Source organism: Pseudomonas sp. 3HC3, from assembly GCF_044904505.1.
In the GTDB taxonomy this organism is placed as follows: Bacteria; Pseudomonadota; Gammaproteobacteria; order Pseudomonadales; family Pseudomonadaceae; genus Aquipseudomonas; species Aquipseudomonas putida_Y.
In genome coordinates, this window is record NZ_JADDRH010000002.1 from 222,355 (window position 1) to 241,594 (window position 19,240).

The 19,240-nt window shown below is 62.6% G+C and carries 20 protein-coding genes and 1 pseudogene; 9 read left to right on the forward strand and 12 right to left on the reverse strand.

Annotation, left to right across the window (positions count from 1 at the left end):
* Nucleotides 1-107: 107 nt before the first annotated feature.
* Together gmk and INQ47_RS05685 are read right to left on the reverse strand one after the other, a co-directional pair.
* Complete coding sequence (gmk, locus tag INQ47_RS05680; protein WP_252461171.1) at nucleotides 108-728, reverse strand: guanylate kinase; 621 nt, start codon at nucleotides 726-728, stop codon at nucleotides 108-110.
* A gap of 13 nt (nucleotides 729-741) precedes the next feature.
* The gene (locus tag INQ47_RS05685) at nucleotides 742-1,605 is read right to left on the reverse strand and encodes a YicC/YloC family endoribonuclease (RefSeq protein ID WP_404701307.1); all 864 of its coding nucleotides are present in this window, start codon (nucleotides 1,603-1,605) and stop codon (nucleotides 742-744) included.
* 228 nt (nucleotides 1,606-1,833) lie between these two features.
* Between INQ47_RS05685 and rph the strand changes: the two genes are divergently transcribed.
* Together rph and INQ47_RS05695 are read left to right on the forward strand one after the other, a co-directional pair.
* A complete protein-coding gene (gene rph, locus INQ47_RS05690; RefSeq protein ID WP_021785246.1) occupies nucleotides 1,834-2,556 on the forward strand; it encodes a ribonuclease PH in 723 nt (240 codons plus the stop codon).
* Nucleotides 2,557-2,579: 23 nt separating this feature from the next.
* Nucleotides 2,580-2,948 (forward strand): DUF4870 domain-containing protein, encoded by a 369-nt coding sequence (locus INQ47_RS05695; protein ID WP_103443638.1) that lies wholly within the window; start codon nucleotides 2,580-2,582, stop codon nucleotides 2,946-2,948.
* Nucleotides 2,949-2,981: 33 nt separating this feature from the next.
* Here INQ47_RS05695 and INQ47_RS05700 read toward each other — a convergent pair whose 3' ends face one another.
* Nucleotides 2,982-3,761 (reverse strand): exodeoxyribonuclease III, encoded by a 780-nt coding sequence (locus INQ47_RS05700; RefSeq protein WP_003253401.1) that lies wholly within the window; start codon nucleotides 3,759-3,761, stop codon nucleotides 2,982-2,984.
* A gap of 80 nt (nucleotides 3,762-3,841) precedes the next feature.
* Here INQ47_RS05700 and pyrE point away from each other — a divergent pair, with 80 nt between their 5' ends.
* The gene (pyrE, locus tag INQ47_RS05705; protein ID WP_021785244.1) at nucleotides 3,842-4,483 is read left to right on the forward strand and encodes an orotate phosphoribosyltransferase; all 642 of its coding nucleotides are present in this window, start codon (nucleotides 3,842-3,844) and stop codon (nucleotides 4,481-4,483) included.
* A gap of 183 nt (nucleotides 4,484-4,666) precedes the next feature.
* Here pyrE and argB read toward each other — a convergent pair whose 3' ends face one another.
* The 4 genes and pseudogenes from argB to coaBC all read right to left on the reverse strand — a co-directional run bounded on the left by argB (nucleotide 4,667) and on the right by coaBC (nucleotide 8,787).
* Nucleotides 4,667-5,572 carry an acetylglutamate kinase gene (gene argB, locus INQ47_RS05710; protein WP_004575216.1) on the reverse strand — a complete coding sequence of 302 codons (906 nt, stop codon included), beginning with the start codon at nucleotides 5,570-5,572 and terminating at the stop codon, nucleotides 4,667-4,669.
* A gap of 30 nt (nucleotides 5,573-5,602) precedes the next feature.
* Nucleotides 5,603-6,970, reverse strand: a pseudogene (locus INQ47_RS05715) (phosphomannomutase/phosphoglucomutase); the annotation flags it as partial.
* Nucleotides 6,971-7,114: 144 nt separating this feature from the next.
* On the reverse strand, nucleotides 7,115-7,570 hold the full coding sequence (gene dut / locus INQ47_RS05720; RefSeq protein WP_252461168.1) for a dUTP diphosphatase: 456 nt from the start codon (nucleotides 7,568-7,570) through the stop codon (nucleotides 7,115-7,117).
* 5 nt (nucleotides 7,571-7,575) lie between these two features.
* The gene (gene coaBC / locus INQ47_RS05725; RefSeq protein ID WP_404701308.1) at nucleotides 7,576-8,787 is read right to left on the reverse strand and encodes a bifunctional phosphopantothenoylcysteine decarboxylase/phosphopantothenate--cysteine ligase CoaBC; all 1,212 of its coding nucleotides are present in this window, start codon (nucleotides 8,785-8,787) and stop codon (nucleotides 7,576-7,578) included.
* Nucleotides 8,788-8,914: 127 nt separating this feature from the next.
* Here coaBC and radC point away from each other — a divergent pair, with 127 nt between their 5' ends.
* Nucleotides 8,915-9,595, forward strand: a complete 681-nt coding sequence (gene radC / locus INQ47_RS05730; RefSeq protein ID WP_004575218.1) for a DNA repair protein RadC — start codon at nucleotides 8,915-8,917, stop codon at nucleotides 9,593-9,595.
* 127 nt (nucleotides 9,596-9,722) lie between these two features.
* On the opposite strand, the gene INQ47_RS05735 is transcribed toward radC, so the two are convergent.
* Nucleotides 9,723-11,312, reverse strand: coding sequence for an ABC transporter substrate-binding protein (locus INQ47_RS05735; RefSeq protein ID WP_404701309.1), 1,590 nt, complete (start codon nucleotides 11,310-11,312; stop codon nucleotides 9,723-9,725).
* Between the two features lie 361 nt (nucleotides 11,313-11,673).
* Here INQ47_RS05735 and rpmB point away from each other — a divergent pair, with 361 nt between their 5' ends.
* Both rpmB and rpmG read left to right on the forward strand, forming a co-directional pair.
* On the forward strand, nucleotides 11,674-11,910 hold the full coding sequence (rpmB, locus tag INQ47_RS05740) for a 50S ribosomal protein L28 (RefSeq protein ID WP_003253504.1): 237 nt from the start codon (nucleotides 11,674-11,676) through the stop codon (nucleotides 11,908-11,910).
* A gap of 11 nt (nucleotides 11,911-11,921) precedes the next feature.
* On the forward strand, nucleotides 11,922-12,077 hold the full coding sequence (gene rpmG, locus INQ47_RS05745) for a 50S ribosomal protein L33 (RefSeq protein ID WP_003253507.1): 156 nt from the start codon (nucleotides 11,922-11,924) through the stop codon (nucleotides 12,075-12,077).
* A gap of 65 nt (nucleotides 12,078-12,142) precedes the next feature.
* On the opposite strand, the gene INQ47_RS05750 is transcribed toward rpmG, so the two are convergent.
* Both INQ47_RS05750 and INQ47_RS05755 read right to left on the reverse strand, forming a co-directional pair.
* Entirely contained in the window at nucleotides 12,143-12,346 is a 204-nt protein-coding gene (locus INQ47_RS05750; RefSeq protein ID WP_021785239.1) for a hypothetical protein, read from the reverse strand.
* 95 nt (nucleotides 12,347-12,441) lie between these two features.
* Complete coding sequence (locus INQ47_RS05755; RefSeq protein ID WP_021785238.1) at nucleotides 12,442-12,801, reverse strand: cupin domain-containing protein; 360 nt, start codon at nucleotides 12,799-12,801, stop codon at nucleotides 12,442-12,444.
* Between the two features lie 196 nt (nucleotides 12,802-12,997).
* On the opposite strand from INQ47_RS05755, the gene INQ47_RS05760 reads away from it, so the two are divergent.
* Both INQ47_RS05760 and INQ47_RS05765 read left to right on the forward strand, forming a co-directional pair.
* Nucleotides 12,998-14,491 (forward strand): aldehyde dehydrogenase, encoded by a 1,494-nt coding sequence (locus INQ47_RS05760; protein ID WP_021785237.1) that lies wholly within the window; start codon nucleotides 12,998-13,000, stop codon nucleotides 14,489-14,491.
* Nucleotides 14,492-14,601: 110 nt separating this feature from the next.
* On the forward strand, nucleotides 14,602-15,741 hold the full coding sequence (locus tag INQ47_RS05765) for an MFS transporter (protein ID WP_021785236.1): 1,140 nt from the start codon (nucleotides 14,602-14,604) through the stop codon (nucleotides 15,739-15,741).
* Nucleotides 15,742-15,778: 37 nt separating this feature from the next.
* Here the strand turns inward: INQ47_RS05765 and INQ47_RS05770 are convergent, their stop codons facing one another.
* Entirely contained in the window at nucleotides 15,779-17,332 is a 1,554-nt protein-coding gene (locus INQ47_RS05770) for a phospholipase D family protein (RefSeq protein WP_404701310.1), read from the reverse strand.
* Nucleotides 17,333-17,392: 60 nt separating this feature from the next.
* Nucleotides 17,393-18,823 carry a PLP-dependent aminotransferase family protein gene (locus INQ47_RS05775; RefSeq protein WP_252461166.1) on the reverse strand — a complete coding sequence of 477 codons (1,431 nt, stop codon included), beginning with the start codon at nucleotides 18,821-18,823 and terminating at the stop codon, nucleotides 17,393-17,395.
* A gap of 178 nt (nucleotides 18,824-19,001) precedes the next feature.
* On the opposite strand from INQ47_RS05775, the gene INQ47_RS05780 reads away from it, so the two are divergent.
* Nucleotides 19,002-19,232: a DUF1127 domain-containing protein gene (locus INQ47_RS05780; RefSeq protein WP_003253515.1), complete on the forward strand. Its 231-nt coding sequence runs from the start codon at nucleotides 19,002-19,004 to the stop codon at nucleotides 19,230-19,232.
* Nucleotides 19,233-19,240 lie beyond the last annotated feature (8 nt).

Sequence of the window (19,240 nt, forward strand, 5' to 3'; positions counted from 1 at the left end):
TTCGCGGGCACGCCCGCTCCCACAGGTACGGCACAAGCCTCAAGGCAGTGATTAACCCGTGGGAGCGGGCGTGCCCGCGAAGGGCTGCAATGCAGCCCCATCGATCTTTAGCCGATCATTTGCTTCAGCAACGCCGCATGACGCTGCTGCTGCTTCTTCAACAGCAGCCGATTCGAGCGGAACACTGCCTTCAAATCTTCCAGCGCCACGTCGAAATCATTGTTGATGATCACGTAGTCATACTCGTCGTAGTGCACCATCTCGCTGACCGCTTCCTTCATGCGCCCGGCGATGATCTCTTCGCTGTCCTGCCCGCGTCCGTCCAGGCGCTGGCGAAGCGCCTCCTGGCTTGGCGGCAGGATGAACACCGACAGCGCCTGCGGCATCAGCCTGCGCACTTGCTGGGCACCTTGCCAGTCGATTTCCAGGATCAGGTCGTAGCCTTGGTCCAGGGTCTGCTGCAGCGCGCTGCGCGAAGTACCGTAGAAGTTGCCGAACACTTCAGCATGCTCCAGAAAGTCACCTTGCGCAATCAGCGCCTTGAATTCCTCGTGGACGACGAAGTGGTAGTTCACCCCGTGCTGCTCGCCCGGGCGCATGGCGCGGGTAGTGTGCGAGACCGAGACGCGGATCTGCTGGTCGTCCTTGGTCAGGGCGGTGACCAGGCTGGTCTTGCCGGCGCCCGAAGGGGCCGAAACGATGTAGAGGGTGCCGCTGCTGTGGTTCATGGTCGGGGTGGCCTTACTCGATGTTCTGTACTTGTTCACGCATCTGTTCGATCAATACCTTCAGGTTGACCGCCGCTTGCGTGCTGCGTGGGTCGAAGGCCTTGGAGCCGAGGGTATTGGCCTCGCGGTTGAGTTCCTGCATCAGGAAGTCCAGGCGCCGGCCAGCGGCACCGCCACCCTTGAGCACCCGGCGTACTTCGGTGACGTGGGTGCTGAGGCGGTCGAGTTCCTCTGCCACGTCGCTTTTCTGGGCCAGCAGGACCATCTCTTGCTCCAGGCGCTGCGGGTCGAGCTCGGCTTGCATGTCGCCGAAGCGGTCGAGAATCTTCTGCCGCTGCGCCGCCAGCATCTGCGGCACCAGGGCGCGCAGGGTAGTGACTTCGCTGGCCATGTTGTCCAGGCGTTCGTTGATCAGCCGGGCCAGCTCCAGGCCTTCGCGCTGGCGCCCGGCCTTGAGTTCGGCCAGCGCTTCGTCGAACAGCGCCATGGCTTCGGCATTCAGTGCCTGTGGGTCGCTGGTGTCGGCCACCAGCACACCTGGCCATGACAGCACTTCGAGCGGGTTCAGGGGGGCCGGCTGCTTGATCAGGCTGGCCACTTCCTCGGCGGCGGCAACCAATTGCGCGGCGCGCTCACGGTCCACTTTCAGCGGTTTGCCGTTGCTGTCTTCGTTGAGGCGCAAGGTGCATTCCACCTTGCCGCGTGACAGGCCCTGGCGCAGGCCTTCACGTACGCCGCCTTCGAGGTCGCGCAGGGCCTCAGGCAGGCGCAAATGCGGCTCCAGGTAACGGTGGTTGACCGAGCGCAGCTCCCAGACCAGGGTGCCTTGGCTGCCGGCGCGCTCGACACGAGCAAAAGCGGTCATGCTGTGCACCATGGGGAGTACCTCGCGTAGATGAATGAACGGTGGGAGCCTCTCGGCTGCAAGGCGCAGGATTGTAGCGCAGTGTCGCCGTGGCGCCCAATCCACCTATGTTACCGACGGGTGGCTACTGGGGTAGGAAAAGGCGACGGGCTGTGCCGGGCGCGACAATAGGCATGTCTTCCCTGGGCTACGGGCTCTATAATGCTCGGCAGATTCAAAGTCCCAGTACAGGTATCCCAGATGAAACGTCCAAGTGGTCGCGTTGCCGATCAGCTCCGCTCGATCCGCATCACCCGCAACTACACCAAGCACGCCGAAGGGTCGGTACTGGTCGAGTTCGGTGACACCAAAGTCATCTGCACGGTCAGCGTTGAAAACGGTGTACCGCGCTTCCTCAAAGGCCAGGGCCAAGGCTGGCTGACCGCCGAGTACGGCATGCTGCCGCGCTCCACCGGTGAACGTAACCAGCGTGAAGCCAGCCGTGGCAAGCAGGGCGGCCGCACCCTGGAAATCCAGCGCCTGATCGGCCGCTCGCTGCGCGCCGCGCTGGACATGAGCAAGCTCGGTGACATCACCCTGTACGTCGATTGCGACGTGATCCAGGCCGATGGCGGTACCCGCACCGCGTCCATTACCGGCGCCATGGTCGCCTTGTGCGACGCTTTGGCAGTGATCAAGAAGCGCGGCGGCCTCAAGGGCGGCAACCCGCTCAAGCACATGATCGCTGCCGTGTCGGTAGGTATGTACCAAGGCGAAGCCGTGCTCGATCTGGACTACCTGGAAGACTCCGCAGCCGAAACCGACCTGAATGTGGTCATGACCAGCGCCGGTGGTTTCATCGAAGTGCAGGGTACTGCCGAAGGCGCACCGTTCCAGCCGGAAGATTTCAACGCCATGCTCGCCCTGGCGCAGAAGGGCATGGACGAGATTTTCGAGCTGCAGCAGGCGGCACTGGCTGACTGAAGCCAGCCCAGGAGGTGCGGGGCATGAGCGATTCGAACCTGTCGGTCCCCCCGCCCAATGCCGAAGTGCGGCAATGGGCGATGCTCTGCCACCTCTCCGCACTTCTGGGCCTGGTAGTGCCGCTTGGCCACCTGCTGGGCCCGCTGGTGCTATGGCACCTCAAGCGCGAGCAAGATCCTTTTATCGACACCCAAGGCAAAGAGGCGCTGAACTTTCAGATCAGCGTGACCATTGCCGGGCTCATCTGCTTCCTGCTGATGTTCGTGGTCATCGGGCTGGTGCTGTTTGCCATGCTCGCAGTGGCCGTGATGATCCTGATCATCATTGCGGCGGTGCGGGCGAATGAGGGCAAGCCTTATCGCTACCCGATGATCTGGCGGCCGATCAAATAACCATTGGGGCTGCAATGCAGCCCCAATGGCCTTTTAGATGGTCAGCGTCCAGTCATAGTCGACGATCAACGGCGCATGCTGGGAGAAGCGTGGCTGACGCGGCAGGCGGGCGTTGCGCACGAAGCGGCGCAGGCCTGGGGTGAGGATCTGGTAGTCGAACCGATACCCCAGGTTGAGCATCTCGGCCTGCTCGTTGTCCGGCCACCAGCTGTACTGGTCACCTTCACGGCTGACTTCGCGCAAGGCATCGACATACCCCATCTCGCCAGTGATCGCATCCATCCAGGCGCGTTCTGGCGCCAGGAAGCCCGGCGACTGCTGGCTGTCACGCCAGTTCTTGATGTCGAGCTTCTGCTGCGCAACGTAGAACGAGCCGCAATAGATGTATTCGCGACGCTTACGACGCTGCTTGTCCAGGTACTTGGCGAAGTCGTCCATCAACTTGAACTTCTGGTTCAAGTCTTCGTCGCCGTTCATGCCCGAAGGCAGCAGCAGGCTGGCAATACTGACTTTGTCGAAATCTGCTTGCAGGTAACGCCCGTAGCGGTCGGCTGTCTCGAAGCCCAGGCCGGTGATGACTGCCTTGGGCTGCATGCGCGAGTAAAGGGCCACACCACCTTGGGCAGGCACCTCCGCGTCGCAGGCATAAAGGAAATAGCCATCGAGCTGGAAAGCTGGGTCGTCGAGTTCAAAGGCCGAGGCGCGGGTATCCTGAAGGCAGATGACGTCGGCATTCTGGGCTTGCAGCCAGCTGAGCAAACCACGCTCGGCCGCAGCCTGAATGCCATTTACGTTCACACTGATGATCCGCATAAATGGCCCCATAAATCTCGTGCGTGTATGATACCCGAGCTCAACCCATTTAGCTAAATCCGTGGTGTCCGGGACTATTCATGCAGCCGTATCAGCGCGACTTTATCCGTTTTGCCATCGATCGCGGGGTACTGCGTTTCGGTGAATTCACCCTGAAATCGGGGCGTACCAGCCCGTATTTCTTCAATGCCGGCTTGTTCAACACCGGCTCCGCACTGGCTGAGCTGGGGCGTTGCTACGCCGCCGCCATCGTCGACAGCAAGATCCCGTTCGATGTGCTGTTCGGCCCGGCCTACAAGGGTATCCCTTTGGCGGCGACTACCGCCGTGGCCCTTGCCGACCAGCATCAGCTCGACGTGCCATGGTGCTTCAACCGCAAGGAAGCCAAGGACCATGGCGAAGGTGGCAGCCTGGTCGGCGCCCCGCTGGCCGGTGACGTGCTGATCATCGACGACGTGATTACTGCCGGTACCGCCATTCGTGAAGTCATGCAGATCATTAACGCCCAGCAGGCCAAGGCCGCCGGTGTACTGATCGCGCTGAACCGTGAAGAGCGTGGCAATGGCGAACTGTCGGCGATCCAGGAGGTGGAGCGCGACTTCGGTATCCCGGTGGTCAGCATTGTTTCGCTGACCCAGGTGCTGGAGTTCCTGGCTGATGACCCAGAGCTGAAACAGCACCTGCCGGCTGTCGAGGCCTACCGGGCGCAGTACGGGATCTGATCCTGGCCCAGGAATGAAAAAGGCGACCTTCTTCAGAGGGTCGCCTTTTTTTGTGCTGCCTGATCTGGCCCTTTCGCGGGTAAACCCGCTCCTACATTGGGGCAGCGCCAGACCCGAGGTTGGCGATTCCCTTTGTAGGAGCGGGTTTACCCGCGAAGAGGCCAGTGCAGGCTAACCGATCAATCAGCGCGGCTTGCGGTTGGTAATCAGGGTGCCCACGCCGCTGTCGGTGAAAATCTCCAGCAGCACCGCATTCGGCACGCGGCCATCGATGATGTGCGAGCTGTTCACTCCGCCCTGCACCGCATCCAGCGCGCACTTGATCTTCGGTAGCATGCCGCCATAGATGGTGCCGTCAGCGATCAGTTCGTTGACCTGCTCGGTGGTCAGGCCAGTCAGCACCTGGCCCTGCTTGTCCATCAGGCCGGCGATGTTGGTCAGCAGCATCAGCTTCTCGGCCTTCAGTGCCTCGGCCACCTTGCCCGCCACCAGGTCGGCATTGATGTTGTACGACTCACCGTTGGCGCCCACGCCGATCGGCGCGATCACCGGAATGAAATCGCCCTTCACCAGCATGTTCAGCAGGTCGGTGTTCACGCTCACCACTTCGCCCACGTGGCCGATGTCGATGATTTCCGGAGTGGTCATCTCGGGCGTCTGGCGGCTGACAGTCAGCTTGCGGGCGCGAATCAGCTCCGCGTCCTTGCCGGTCAGGCCGATGGCGCTGCCGCCGTGGCGGTTGATCAGGTTGACGATGTCTTTGTTGACCTGGCCACCCAGCACCATTTCCACAACGTCCATGGTCGCCGAATCGGTGACGCGCATGCCGTCAATGAAGTGGCTTTCGATCGACAGGCGCTTGAGCAGGTCACCGATCTGCGGGCCACCACCGTGGACCACCACCGGGTTGATGCCCACAGCCTTCATCAGCACGATGTCACGGGCGAAGCCCGTCTTGAGCTCCTCGCTCTCCATCGCGTTGCCGCCGTACTTGATTACCAGGGTCTTGCCGACAAAGCGGCGGATGTAAGGCAGTGCTTCGGACAAAACCTCGGCTACATGGGAAGCGGCATCGCGATCGAGGGTCATGCAGGGCTCCTGTAAGGAACAGATAGTCGGTCAGAACGGCAGTTGCAGCTCAGGCTCTACCCGCAGCAACTGGGTGCGGAAAACATCCTTGATACGTTGCAATTCGGCGTCGCTGTCGGCCTCGAAACGCAGCACCAGCACCGGGGTGGTGTTGGAAGCACGAACCAGGCCCCAGCCATTGGCGTAGTCGACCCGCACACCGTCGATGGTGGTCAGGTTGGCTTCGCCCCAGTCGGCGTCGCGTTGCAGTGCATCAATGATGCTGAATTTACCCTCGTCGGTCACATCAATATTGATTTCCGGCGTAGAAATATCGTTCGGGAAGGCGGCGAACAGGTTTTCGGCGCTCTGCTCGGTCTTGCTGAGGATCTCCAGCAGGCGCGCGGCGCTGTAGATACCGTCGTCAAAACCGTACCAGCGTTCCTTGATGAAGATGTGACCGCTCATCTCGCCTGCCAGCAGCGAACCGGTCTGCTTCATCTTTTTCTTGATCAGCGAATGGCCGGTTTTCCACATCAAGGCGCGGCCACCGTGCTGTTCGATCAGCGGGGTCAGGCGGCGGGTGCATTTGACGTCGAAGATGATCTCGGCGCCCGGGTTGCGCGACAGCACATCCTGGGCAAACAGCATCAGCAGGCGGTCGGGGTAGACGATGCTGCCGGTGTTGGTCACCACGCCGACGCGGTCGCCGTCACCGTCAAAGGCCAGGCCGATATCGGCACCGGTTTCCTTGACCTTGGCGATCAGGTCTTCGAGGTTCTCTGGCTTGCCCGGGTCCGGGTGGTGGTTGGGGAAGTTGCCGTCGACCTCGCAGAACAGCGGGATCACTTCGCAGCCCAGGGCTTCGATCAATTGCGGTGCAATCACACCGGCGGCGCCGTTGCCGCAGTCCACCACCACCTTGAGCTTTTTCGCCAGCTTCACGTCGCCGACGATCTGCTGGAAGTAGCGGTCGAGGATCTCGACCTTCTCCACGCGGCCCTGGGCCAGCGTCAGGTCGTTGGTTTTCAGGCGGGTCAGCAGGGCCTGGATCTGTTCGTTGGCCAGGGTGTCACCGGCGATGACGATCTTGAAACCGTTGTAGTCCGACGGGTTATGGCTGCCGGTCAGCATCACACCAGACTTGCCGGCCAGCACGTTGGCGGCGTAGTACAGCGCCGGAGTGGGCACCAGGCCGACGTCGCTGACATGGCAGCCCGCATCGACCAGGCCTTTGATCAGCTGTTCCACCAGCATCGGGCCCGACAGGCGGCCATCGCGCCCTACCGAAACCTGCTGTTCGCCCTGGGCCAGGCTTTGCGCGCCGATGGCGCGGCCGATCCAGTAGGCGGTTTCGGCGTGAAGGGTCTTGCCGACCACGCCGCGTATGTCATAAGCGCGGAAAATGCTGTCGGGCAATGCGGCGGGGACCAGGTGGGCCATGTCGTTCATCTCTGGAAACTCCATTAGTCAAAGGCTTTCTGGGCAGGCGCAAACTGAACGCTTGGACGGTGGTTTCGCCAGAGAGTTCGCCATCCTTGGCCTGAACGGTCATTTGCCGGCTCAGTGGCTGCCGGAGTGACCGAAGCCGCCAGCGCCACGCTGGCTTTCGTCGAACGCTTCGACGATGTCGAAGTGAGCCTGCACCACCGGTACCAGCACCAGCTGGGCGATGCGCTCGCCAACCGCGATGGTGAACGGCGTGTTGCCGCGGTTCCAGCACGACACCATCAGCTCGCCCTGGTAGTCCGAATCGATCAGGCCGACCAGGTTGCCCAGCACGATGCCGTGCTTATGGCCCAGGCCTGAGCGCGGCAGGATGACTGCCGCCAGGCCCGGGTCGCCGATGTAGATCGACAGGCCAGTAGGAATCAGAACGGTCTGGCCCGGTTCGAGGATGGTGTCTTCCTTGAGCAGGGCGCGCAGGTCGAGGCCGGCGGAGCCGGGGGTGGCGTATGCGGGTAGCGGGAATTCGTTGCCCAGGCGTGGGTCGAGGATCTTGGCTTGAAGAGCGTGCATGTAACTTATTGAACCTGGTTGAGCCGTTCGGCGATGAAGGCGACCAGTTGCCGGGCAATCTTGCCCTTGCTGGTCTGCGCGAAGAGAGTCTGGTGCTGCTGGCGGTCGATCACGGTCAAGGCGTTTTCTTCGCTGTTGAAGCCGATGCTGGGGTTGGCCACATCATTGGCGACGATCAGGTCGAGGTTCTTGTCCTTGAGCTTGCGCGTGGCGTAATCGAGCAAGTGTTCGGTTTCGGCGGCAAAGCCGACGCTGAACGGGCGGTCGGCGCGACCAGCAATGGTGGCAAGGATATCGGGATTGCGCACCATCTGCAGCAGCATGCCGTCGCCGGTCGTAGGATCTTTCTTCAGTTTTTGTGTGGCAACCACTTCTGGGCGGTAGTCCGCAACCGCTGCCGAGGCAATGAACAGGTCGCACGGCATGGCCGCTTCACAGGCCGCGAGCATGTCCCGCGCGCTGACGACGTCGATACGGCTGACCCGGTCAGGGGTTGGCAAGTGCACCGGACCCGTGACGAGGGTTACCCGAGCCCCTGCTTCGGCGGCCGCTTCGGCCAAGGCGAAGCCCATCTTGCCGGAGCTATGATTGGTGATGTAGCGCACTGGGTCGATGTTTTCCTGGGTCGGCCCGGCGGTGATCAGCACGTGCTTGCCGGTCAGCGCCTGGCGCTTGAAGCTTTCTGCGGCGCACCAGGCCAGGTCTGCGGCTTCGAGCATGCGCCCCAGGCCCACGTCACCACAGGCCTGGCTGCCGGATGCCGGGCCGAACACCTGAATGCCACGGCTCTTGAGCAGCTCGAGGTTGGCCTGGGTGGACGGGTCACGCCACATGGCCTGGTTCATCGCCGGCGCCACGGCGACGGTGGCGTCAGTGGCCAGCACCAGCGTGGTCAGCAGGTCGTCTGCCATGCCCTGGGCCATGCGTGCCATGAGGTCGGCGGTGGCTGGCGCGATCAGCACCAGGTCCGCCCACTTGGCCAGTTCGATATGGCCCATGGCAGCTTCGGCGGCCGGGTCGAGCAGGTCCATGTGCACCGGGTGGCCCGACAGCGCCTGCAGGGTCAGCGGGGTGATGAATTCGGCACCACCGCGGGTCATGACGACGCGCACCTGCGCGCCGTGCTCCAGGAGACGGCGAATCAGCTCGGCGCTTTTGTAGGCGGCAATGCCGCCACCCACGCCGAGAACGATGCGCTTGCGATACAGCCGCTGCATAGGCTTGCCTTTTTCCAGTGAGAGCGGGCGACGACGTTTGAAATGCCTGCGGCGGAACGTCGCATGTACGAGGCGAAATAGATTAACACACGGCCGAAATGGGCCGCAGCAAAGGCAGAGGGGCGGGATGAATATCAGGGAGTGGCCGGCGCAAGAACGGCCGAGGGAGAAGTTGTTGCAGCGAGGGGCAGGGAGCCTGACAGATACGGAGCTGCTGGCCGTTTTTCTCGGCTCAGGCGTACGTGGGCGTAATGTCGTGGAGCTTTCGCGAGGCTTGTTGGTGAAGTTCGGCAGCTTGCGCCGGTTGCTGGAGGCCGACCGCGAGGCCTTCGTCGGCGAGCTTGGGTTGGGCCCGGTGAGGTACAGCCAACTGCAGGCACTGCTTGAGATCGGCCGCAGGCACCTTGCAACGTCGATTGAGCGGGAGTCTGCCATGGACAGCCCGGCAGCGGTGCGACGCTACTTGAAAGCCATGCTCAGGCATGAGGCCAGCGAGGTGTTCGGGTGTCTGTTTCTCGATACCAAGCACCGGCCACTGGCATTTGAGATCCTGTTCAGGGGCACGATAGATCGGGCGAGTGTCTATCCGCGAGAGGTGGTGCGGCGGGCGTTGGTGCACAACGCTGCGGCATTGATCCTGTGCCACAACCATCCTTCAGGGATCAGTGAGCCGAGTCAGGACGATGTGCATTTGACCCTGTCGTTGAAGCGGGGGCTGGCGTTGATCGATGTGCGGGTGCTGGATCACATCATCATTGGTGATGGGGAGCCGTTGTCGATGGTCGAGCATGGGTGGATTGTGGCGTAGGCAGGTCAATGGGGTCAGGGGTAGCAGGCGCCTGTCTTGAGGTTTGTGGCGCCTGGGAGATCGAGCGCCGCCCGCGCGGCGCTCGATCTCCCAGGCGCCACAAACCTCAAGGCGGGCCCTCCAGAACTTACTTGCTCACTGTCACCTTGCTGAAATCCAGCCGCCCGAACGGGCTCACCTGGTACCCCTCGACGCCTTGGCGCAGCAAGGTCGCCGCCGTCGGGTGCGCCAGTGGCACCCACAGCGCCTGCTGCTGGATCAGTGTCTGCGCCTGCTGGTACAGCCGGCTGCGTACGCTCTGGTCGTTGGTGGTGCGCCCGGCGCTGATCAGTTGGTCGAGGCGGCTGTCGCAGAAGCGTGCGAAGTTGGTCCCTGACTCGACCGCCGCACAGGAAAACTGCGGGCTGAGGAAGTTGTCCGGATCGCCGTTGTCACCTGCCCAGCCCATGAACAGCAAGTCATGCTCGCCGGCCTTGGCGCGGCGGATAAGCTCGCCCCATTCGATCACGCGGATTTCCGCCTTGATACCAATCTTGGCCAGGTCGGCTTGCAGCATCTGCGCGCCAAGGCTGGGGTTGGGGTTGAGCAGGCTGCCCGATGGGCGAGTCCAGATGGTGGTGCTGAAGCCTTCTGCCAGGCCGGCCTTGGCCAGCAGGGCCTTGGCTTTCTTCACATCCAGCGGGTAGCCGGGCAGGTCCTTGGCGTAGCTCCAGGTGTTGGGCGGGTAGGGGCCGTTGGCCGCCACTGCAGAGTCTTCGAACACGGCCTTGAGGTAGGCCTGCTTGTCGAAGGCCAGGTTGATGGCCTGGCGCACTTCCGGCTTGTTCAGGGGTGGGTGCTGGCTGTTGATGGCGACGAAGGCAGTCATGAATGCCGGTGTAGTGGCCACCTTGAGATTGCCGTCCTTGCCCGCTTCGGCAATGTCCAGCGGCTTGGGCGACAAGGCAACCTGGCATTCGCCACGCTTGAGCTTCTGCAGGCGAACGTTGGCATCGGTGGTGATGGCGAAGATCAGCGGGTCGACCGCCGGCTTGCCGGCGAAGTAGTCCGGGTTGGCGCGGTAGCGCACCACGGCGTCTTTCTGGAAACGCTGGAACACGAACGGCCCGGTACCGATCGGTTGGCTGTTCAGCTTCTCCGGCGTGCCGGCCTTCAGCAGTTTGTCGGCGTATTCGGCGGAGTAGATCGAGGCGAAGCCCATGCTCAGGGTGGCCAGGAAGGTGGCGTCCGGGTGGCTGAGGGTGAAGCGCACGGTGTTCGGCGCCGGTGCATCGATCGCCTTGATCAGGCTGCCCAGCTGCAGTGACTGGGCGTGCGGGTAGCCGCCCGGCGCAGTCTTGTGCCAGGCATGGGCCGGGTAGAGCATGCGCTGGAAGCTGAACAGCACATCGTCGGCATTCAGCTTGCGGCTTGGCTTGAAATAGGCGGTGCTGTGAAACTTCACGTCATCGCGCAGGGTGAAGTCATACACCAGGCCGTCGTCCGACACCGTCCAGCTGGTCGCCAGGCTGGGCACCACCTTGCCTTGCGCCGCGTCGAACTCCACCAGGCGGTTCATCAGCACGTCGGCGGTGGCGTTGGTGGTGGTGAGCGAATTGTACTGCACCACGTCGAAGCCTTCGGGGCTGGCCTCGCTGCAAACGCTCAGCGGAGCGGCCTGGGCAACGCCGGCGGCGAACAGGGAGGTGAACAATAAGGAAAGTGCGGCGGCACGCATGGTGGCTCCTTGGCTGTCAGTGGCCCATCTGCCAGTGCAGTCTGGAAAAAGCCTACCCTAGTGCGCCCGCCGGCAAATGACCACACCCTTTTTTGCAAATCTTGCGACGAGCGGTCGACGACTGGCGGGGCCTGCCGCTATGCTGGCCCGGCGCGTTCTGGCTTGCGGCAATGTGCATCTACTGTTGTTGCAGCCAAGTCTTTCTGGTATAAAGCAGCGCTCTTTTCTAGGGGCTCGGCCTGTCGCATAAGCGGATCCGGTCGATAAGACCTCCAGAATCACGGCGCCCAGGCGCCAAAGACTGAGAGATTAAGCGGCCAACCCATGCCGGGTTGGGCATGTGGTTTTAGAGGGCTGAGTCATGTCGAGAGTCTGTCAAGTTACTGGTAAGGGTCCAGTAACCGGGAACAACATTTCCCACGCAAACAACAAAACCCGTCGTCGTTTCCTGCCGAACCTGCAGCACCACCGTTTCTGGGTTGAATCCGAGAAGCGTTTCGTGCGTCTGCGCGTTTCCGCCAAAGGCATGCGTATCATCGACAAGCGCGGCATCGACGCCGTTCTGGTTGACATCCGTAAAGCTGGCGCCAAGGTTTAAGGGAGAGCATCATGCGTGAATTGATCCGTCTGGTTTCGAGTGCCGGTACCGGCCACTTCTACACCACCGACAAGAACAAGCGCACCACCCCGGACAAAATCGAGATCAAGAAATATGATCCGGTTGTTCGCAAGCACGTGGTGTACAAGGAAGCCAAGATCAAGTAATTGATCGGCGACCTGAAAAAACCCGCATCCGAAAGGAGGCGGGTTTTTTTATGTCTGCTGCGGGGTCAGTTGAAGTCGAAGCCCTGGATCAGTAAGTCGGCGCCGGCCCTGATCTGGATGCGCTCGACGTCGTACTCGCGGGTGGACATCTCGTTGGGGCCAACTACCCGGGGGCGGCCGGTGAGGGTGCGGATGGTGTCTTTGAGCGCTGGCGCGTAAGGGGTGCCGACCAGGTGAGCAAGGGTTCGCAGCACTTCTTCGTTGGTCATGGTGTTCTTCCTGATGAAGTTGGATGGCCCGACATGGGCAGGGCCATCCTCACGCATGCCTGCGGACTGCCTGCGCTACATAGATACTTCTGCGGTTACTTCTGCTCGAACATCACATAGATCTTGCGGCACGGCTCCAGCACTTCCCAGGTGCCCTTGAAGCCGGCGGGGATGACAAACCGATCGCCGGCACGCAAGGTTTTCGACCCGCCGTCCTGGTCGCGCAGCACCGAAACACCATGGATGATCTCGCAGTATTCGTGCTCGGTGTAATTCACCACCCATTGGCCCACCTCACCTTCCCATACGCCGGCGGCAAACTGCCCGCACGGGCTGGAATAATGGTTGTAGACCGCCTGGTCCGGCTCGCCCTTGAGAATTTTCTCTGCAGCCGGGCGGTAGCGTTCGGCTTCGGTGATGACCTGCGCGAAGTCGATGATGCTGTCAATACTCATGGTTCGGCTCCTGTTGTTGTTTAATAAAATGAACATCAGTAGGCTTTTGAGCCTTCCGTGTCAAATATATTGATAGTTTACACCGGCTGGTTTAGGGTATCGCTTGCCAGTGTGCGCTCGGCGCACGGCCAGAATTCTGACAACGCCTGTGAGTCCTCAGTGCGGCGTTGCACCTAAACAAGAGGAGGAGTTTCGTATGACCACCCTGACCCGTGCGGACTGGGAACAACGTGCCCAGCAACTGAAGATCGAAGGCCGTGCCTTCATCAACGGCGAATACACCGATGCCGCATCCGGTGAAACCTTCGAGTGCCTGAGCCCGGTCGACGGACGCTTCCTGGCCAAGGTTGCCAGCTGCGACCTGGCCGATGCCAACCGCGCTGTGGAAAATGCCCGTGCCACCTTCAACTCCGGCGTGTGGTCGCAGCTGGCCCCCGCCAAGCGCAAGGCCAAGTTGATCCGCTTTGCCGACCTGCTGCGCAAGAACGTCGAAGAGCTGGCACTGCTGGAAACGCTGGATATGGGCAAGCCGATCGGTGACTCCTCCAGTATCGATATCCCGGGCGCGGCCAATGCCATCCACTGGACAGCCGAAGCCATCGACAAGGTCTACGACGAAGTCGCCCCGACCCCGCACGACCAGCTTGGCCTGGTTACCCGCGAAGCAGTGGGTGTGGTCGGTGCCATCGTACCGTGGAACTTCCCGCTGCTGATGGCCTGCTGGAAGCTCGGCCCGGCGCTGGCCACCGGTAACTCGGTCGTGCTCAAGCCGTCCGAAAAATCGCCGCTGACCGCCATCCGCATCGCCCAGCTGGCGATCGAAGCTGGCATCCCGGCTGGCGTGCTGAACGTGCTGCCAGGCTACGGCCACACCGTGGGCAAGGCGCTGGCCCTGCACATGGACGTCGATACCCTGGTGTTCACCGGTTCGACCAAAATCGCCAAGCAGCTGATGGTTTATGCGGGCGAGTCGAACATGAAACGCATCTGGCTGGAAGCCGGCGGCAAGAGCCCGAACATCGTCTTTGCCGACGCCCCGGACCTGCAGGCTGCCGCCGAGGCTGCTGCCAGCGCCATCGCCTTCAACCAGGGCGAAGTGTGCACCGCAGGCTCCCGCCTGCTGGTCGAGCGTTCGATCAAGGACAAGTTCCTGCCGATGGTGGTAGAGGCCCTGAAAGGCTGGAAACCAGGCAACCCGCTGGATCCACAGACCACTGTCGGTGCCTTGGTCGATACTCAGCAGATGAACACTGTGCTGTCGTACATCGAGGCTGGCCACAAGGATGGCGCCAAGCTGCTGGCTGGCGGCAAGCGCACCCTGGAAGAGACCGGCGGCACCTACGTTGAGCCGACCATCTTCGACGGCGTGACCAACGCCATGCGCATTGCCCAGGAAGAAATCTTCGGCCCGGTGCTGTCGGTGATTGCCTTCGACACCGCCGAAGAGGCCGTGGCCATTGCCAACGACACGCCGTATGGCCTGGCGGCGGGTATCTGGACTTCGGATATTTCCAAAGCCCACAAGACCGCCCGTGCCGTGCGTGCAGGCAGCGTCTGGGTCAACCAGTACGATGGTGGCGACATGACCGCGCCGTTCGGTGGTTTCAAACAGTCGGGTAACGGCCGTGACAAGTCGCTGCACGCGCTGGAGAAATACACTGAGCTGAAGGCGACCTGGATCAAGCTGTAATCCAGTAGGTCCTTTTCGCGGGCAAGCCCGCTCCTGCAGGTCTTCGCGACCGTTGCAGGAGCGGGCTTGCCCGCGAATGGGCCTCTAGAAATATTGGCTGGGAGGCTGCAATGCGTTGGGGTACCTACTTCGCCGTACTGGCATCGGTGCTCAGTGTCGGGCTGGCGCTCGGCGTGAGCATGCCGCTGGTGTCCCTGCGCCTGGAGGCCTGGGGCTACGGCAGCTTCGCCATCGGCGTAATGGCGGCAATGCCGGCGTTGGGTGTGCTGGCAGGGGCCAGCCTGGCCAGCCGCCTGGCTGGCTGGGTTGGTGTGCCTTCGGCGATGCGCCTGTGCCTGTGGGGCGGGGCGCTGTCGATTGGCCTGCTCGCGCTGCTGCCTAGTTACCCGTTGTGGCTGCTGCTGCGGCTGATGATCGGCATGTCTCTGACCGTGGTGTTCATCCTCGGCGAAAGCTGGATCAACCAACTGGTGGTCGAACAGTGGCGTGGCCGGTTGGTGGCGCTGTATGGCAGCAGCTACGCCCTGAGCCAACTGGCCGGGCCGTTGGTGCTGGGCTTCCTCGGCTCTGATGACGACTTCGGCTTCTGGGCAGCGACCGGCCTGCTGCTGGCCGCGCCGCTGGTTCTGCTAGGGCGTGGTGGAGCACCGAGCACAGAGGCCTGCAGTGTCACCTTTGGCGACTTGTTCGGCTTCTGCCGACGCTTGCCGGTAATTGCCTGGGCCATTGCCCTGTTCGCCTCGTTCGAGGCGATGATCCTCACTTTGCTGCCGGTGTATTGCCTGCAGCAGGGCTTCACCACCGAAATCGCCTTGTTCATGGTAAGTACCGTGGTGGTGGGTGATGCGGTGCTGCAGTTGCCCATCGGTGCGCTGGCCGACCATATGTCGCGACGCACCCTGTTCACTGGCTGTGCGGTGACGCTGCTGGTGTCCAGCCTGGCGATCCCACTGCTGTTGCACACACCGGTTATCTGGCCACTGTGGGTGTTGTTCGGCGCCAGTGCCGGCGGCTTGTTCACCTTGTCGCTGGTGCTGATCGGTGAGCGCTACCGCGATGATGAGCTGGTGCGGGCCAATGCCCACGTAGCACAGCTGTGGGGTATTGGCTGTTTGCTCGGGCCGTTGTTGGCGGGTGCGGGGAGCCAGTGGATCAGCGGGCATGCGTTGCTGTTCCTGATGGCGGCCGGGGCTGCGGGGTTGGTGGTATTGACCCGACGGCGCGGAGCCTTTGAGCCGGTTTCTGCCTGATGGTTTTTGGGGCTGCAAGGCCCCTCGGCAATCTCAGCTACAGCATCTTCTCCAAGCCAACCGCCTTGCTGATCCAGGCATTGAGCCGCCGCCAGATCCCACCCGGCTCAGACGTCAGCATGTGCCGTTGGCCATTGTCCTCGGTCGCCCACACCAGTTTGTTACCTATCAGTTTCACCTGATAGCTCAGCGCGGGCGCCATACCCTGCTGGGCCAGCTCGCGGGTGTACTCGGCCAGCTCCGGGCTGTCCACCAGTACCCCAACCTCGGTGTTCCACAACACTGAGCGCGGGTCGAAGTTGAACGAGCCGATGAAGGTCTTGCGCCGGTCGAGCACGATCGCCTTGGTGTGCAGGCTCGAATCCGAGCTGCCACGGAAACTCAATCGCCCTGCGCTGGGGTCGCCTGGCTGGCGGCGAAGCTCGTAAAGTTGCACCCCGTGCTCAAGCAAGGCACGACGATAGGGTGCATAGCCGCCATGCACCGCCGGCACGTCGGTGGCTTCCAGCGAGTTGGTCAGCAGCTTCACCGAAACGCCAGCGTCGGCGCGGCCGGTCAGGTACAGCAGCCCCGGTTCGCGCGGCACAAAGTAGGCCGATGCCAGGACCAACTCATGGTGCACGTTAGCCAGGTCCGGTGCCAGTTGCTGGCTCAGCAGTAATTGCGGGTCCGGTTCGTCTTCGGCCAGCACCTTGCTGGGTGCATCCCATAGCGCCTGGGCGTGAGCCCAGATCAGCTCGTTGCGCCACACGGCCAGGCGCGGCTGCGACTGGTAGGCCATCAAGCGGTCGTACAGGGCCTTGCGCTGGGTTCTGGCTTCGGCCAACGATACTTCCAGGCGATGGCGGCTGGCACGCAGGTCGTTGGCATCCGGGGCCTGCCAGAGGAAGTCGGTGATCGGCCGGCTGAGGGCACTGTTCCAGTACTGGTCGAAGCTGTGCCCCAGCTGCTCGGCCACCGGGCCCACGCCCAGCAGGTCGATGTCGGTGAAGTTGAGGTTGGGCTCGGCATCGAAATACTCGTCGCCAAGGTTGCGCCCGCCGACGATGGCCATGCTGTTGTCCACCAGGAACAGCTTGTTGTGCATGCGCCGGTGCTGGCGCGACAAGTTGAACAGCCGGCCCAGGGCGCGCGTAACGCCGGTACTGCGCCCTAGATGCAGCGGGTTGAACACGCGGATCTGGATGTTCGGGTGGGCATCGAGGGTGCCCATGATGGTGTCCAGGCCGTCGCTGGTGGTGTCGTCGAGCAGGATGCGCACGCGCACGCCACGGTCGGCGGCGCGCAGCAGTTCATGCACAAGGGCGCGGGTACTGATGCCGTCGTGGACGATGTAGTACTGCAGGTCGATACTCGCCTGGGCGTTGCGGATCAGTTCGGCGCGGGCGCGAAATGCCTCGTTGCTGTTGGGCAGCAGGCGAAAGCCCGAGCGGCCGCCATAGGGCGCGGCCTGGCGCAATACCGAGCGGCCAAAGGCCGAGTCGTTGGCAGGCAGCGCCTGACTGGTTTCGCGGGGCGCACTGATGCTTGTGCAGCCGGCAAGGCCGAGCAACAGCACCAGCAGCAGAGGCAAGGCTCGCTGGAGTCTCAAGGGTGGACCGTCCTGTGCAGCAAGGGCTTTAGGGGTTTGACCGTGACGGGCGGCGCAAAGTTACGCGTCGGCGCTTTCTTCATCCAGTAGACGAAGGGCGGTTTCACCTACCTTGCGCACGGAGGCTTCGATTTGCGGCGTTGGCCTGGCGGCAAAGTTCATGCGCAGGCAGTGGCGGAACTTGCCCGAGGCCGAAAAGATGCTGCCCACGGCAACCTGCACGCCCTGCTCCAGTAAAGCGCGGTTCAGCCGAAGCGTGTCGAGATGTTCGGGTAGCTCCACCCACAGCATGAAGCCACCCTGGGGCCGGCTGATCCGGGTGCCCGCCGGGAAATAGCGGGTTACCCAGTCGCTCATCAGGTCGCGGCCACGCTGGTACTGACTGCGCATGCGCCGTACGTGAGGTTGGTAGTGCCCGCCGGCGATGAAGTCGGCGATGGCCAGCTGAGGCTGGCTGGCCGTACTCCCGGTGCTGATGTACTTCATGTGCAGTACTCGTTCCAGGTAGCGCCCGGGCGCGACCCAGCCGATCCGCAGGCCGGGCGCGAGGGTTTTGGAGAACGAACTGCAGAGCAGCACGCGGCCATCGTCGTCGAACGATTTGAGGGTGCGTGGGCGTGGGTAGGTATACGCCAGGTCGCCGTACACATCATCTTCCAGTATCGCCACGTCATAGCGTTGGGCCAGGCTCAGCAGGGCCTTCTTGCGTGCCTCGGGCATGATGTAGCCCAGCGGGTTGTTGCAGCTTGGGGTGATCTGGATGAGTTTGATCGGCCACTGCTCCAGGGCCAGCTCCAGCGCTTCCAGGCTGATGCCGGTGACCGGGTCGGTGGGGATTTCCAGCGCTTTCATACCCAAGCCCTTGAGGGTTTGCATGGCGCCGTGGAAGCTGGGCGAGTCGACCGCGACGATGTCGCCTGGCTCGCAGACCGCGCGGATGCTGCAAGACAGCGCCTCATGGCAGCCGGTGGTGATCACCAGGTCGGCCGGCCCCAGTCGGCAGCCGGAGTCGAGCATCAGCCGGGCCACCTGTTCGCGCAGGGCCAGGTGGCCGTGGATGTTGTCGTAGTACAGGCCAGGCATGTCCTGGCGCCGGCTCAACTGGGCGAGGCTGCGCAGCAGCGGCTTCAGGGTAGGGCTGTCGATGTCGGGCATGCCGCGGCCGAGTTGCACCACATCCTGGCGCGGCGTGCTGCGCACCAGTTCCAGTACCTGTTCCCACTGCGAGATGTCCACCGGGCGCTGGGTCGGGCGGCTGACCGCCGGCAGGGCCGGCAGGTGACGGTGGTCGCTGACAAAGTAGCCGGACTTGGGCCGTGGCGAGACCATGCCGCTGTCCTCGAGCATGCGATAGGCCTGCTGCACGGTGCTCAGGCTGACCCCGTGCTCCTCACTCAGTGCGCGCACAGACGGCAGGCGCTGGCCGGGGCGATAGAGGCCCTGCTCGATGCGGGCGCCGAGTATTTCGGCGAGATTCAGGTAGAGGGTCACGGCATACTCCTGCGCTGCATTGGCATAGCGACCGGTACAGTTGGCCCGAAAATACAGCATTCAGTCGGCCGTCGGCCAATTCTGTATGGGAATAATAAGGCTGTATTGGATCTGTATTGCTGACGGTGCCGACGCGCATGCTTTCTCCACGGTAACAACTGAACGGGAGGATGCGGTGATGGGTGGCATGAGCGATGTGCGCTTGCAACTGTTGGCCAAGGAGCTGGAAGCCGGGCAGCAGGCCAAGGTGTTCAACGCGCCGGAGGGTTTGGGGCGTTGGGGGCTGATGCTGCATCGCTGGCATACCCGCAGGGCGTTGCTGCAGCTGACCGATGACGAGTTGCGCGATGTCGGGCTGAGCTGGGAGCAGGCCCGGATCGAAGGGCGGAAACCCTTCTGGAAGGACTGACAGGGTTA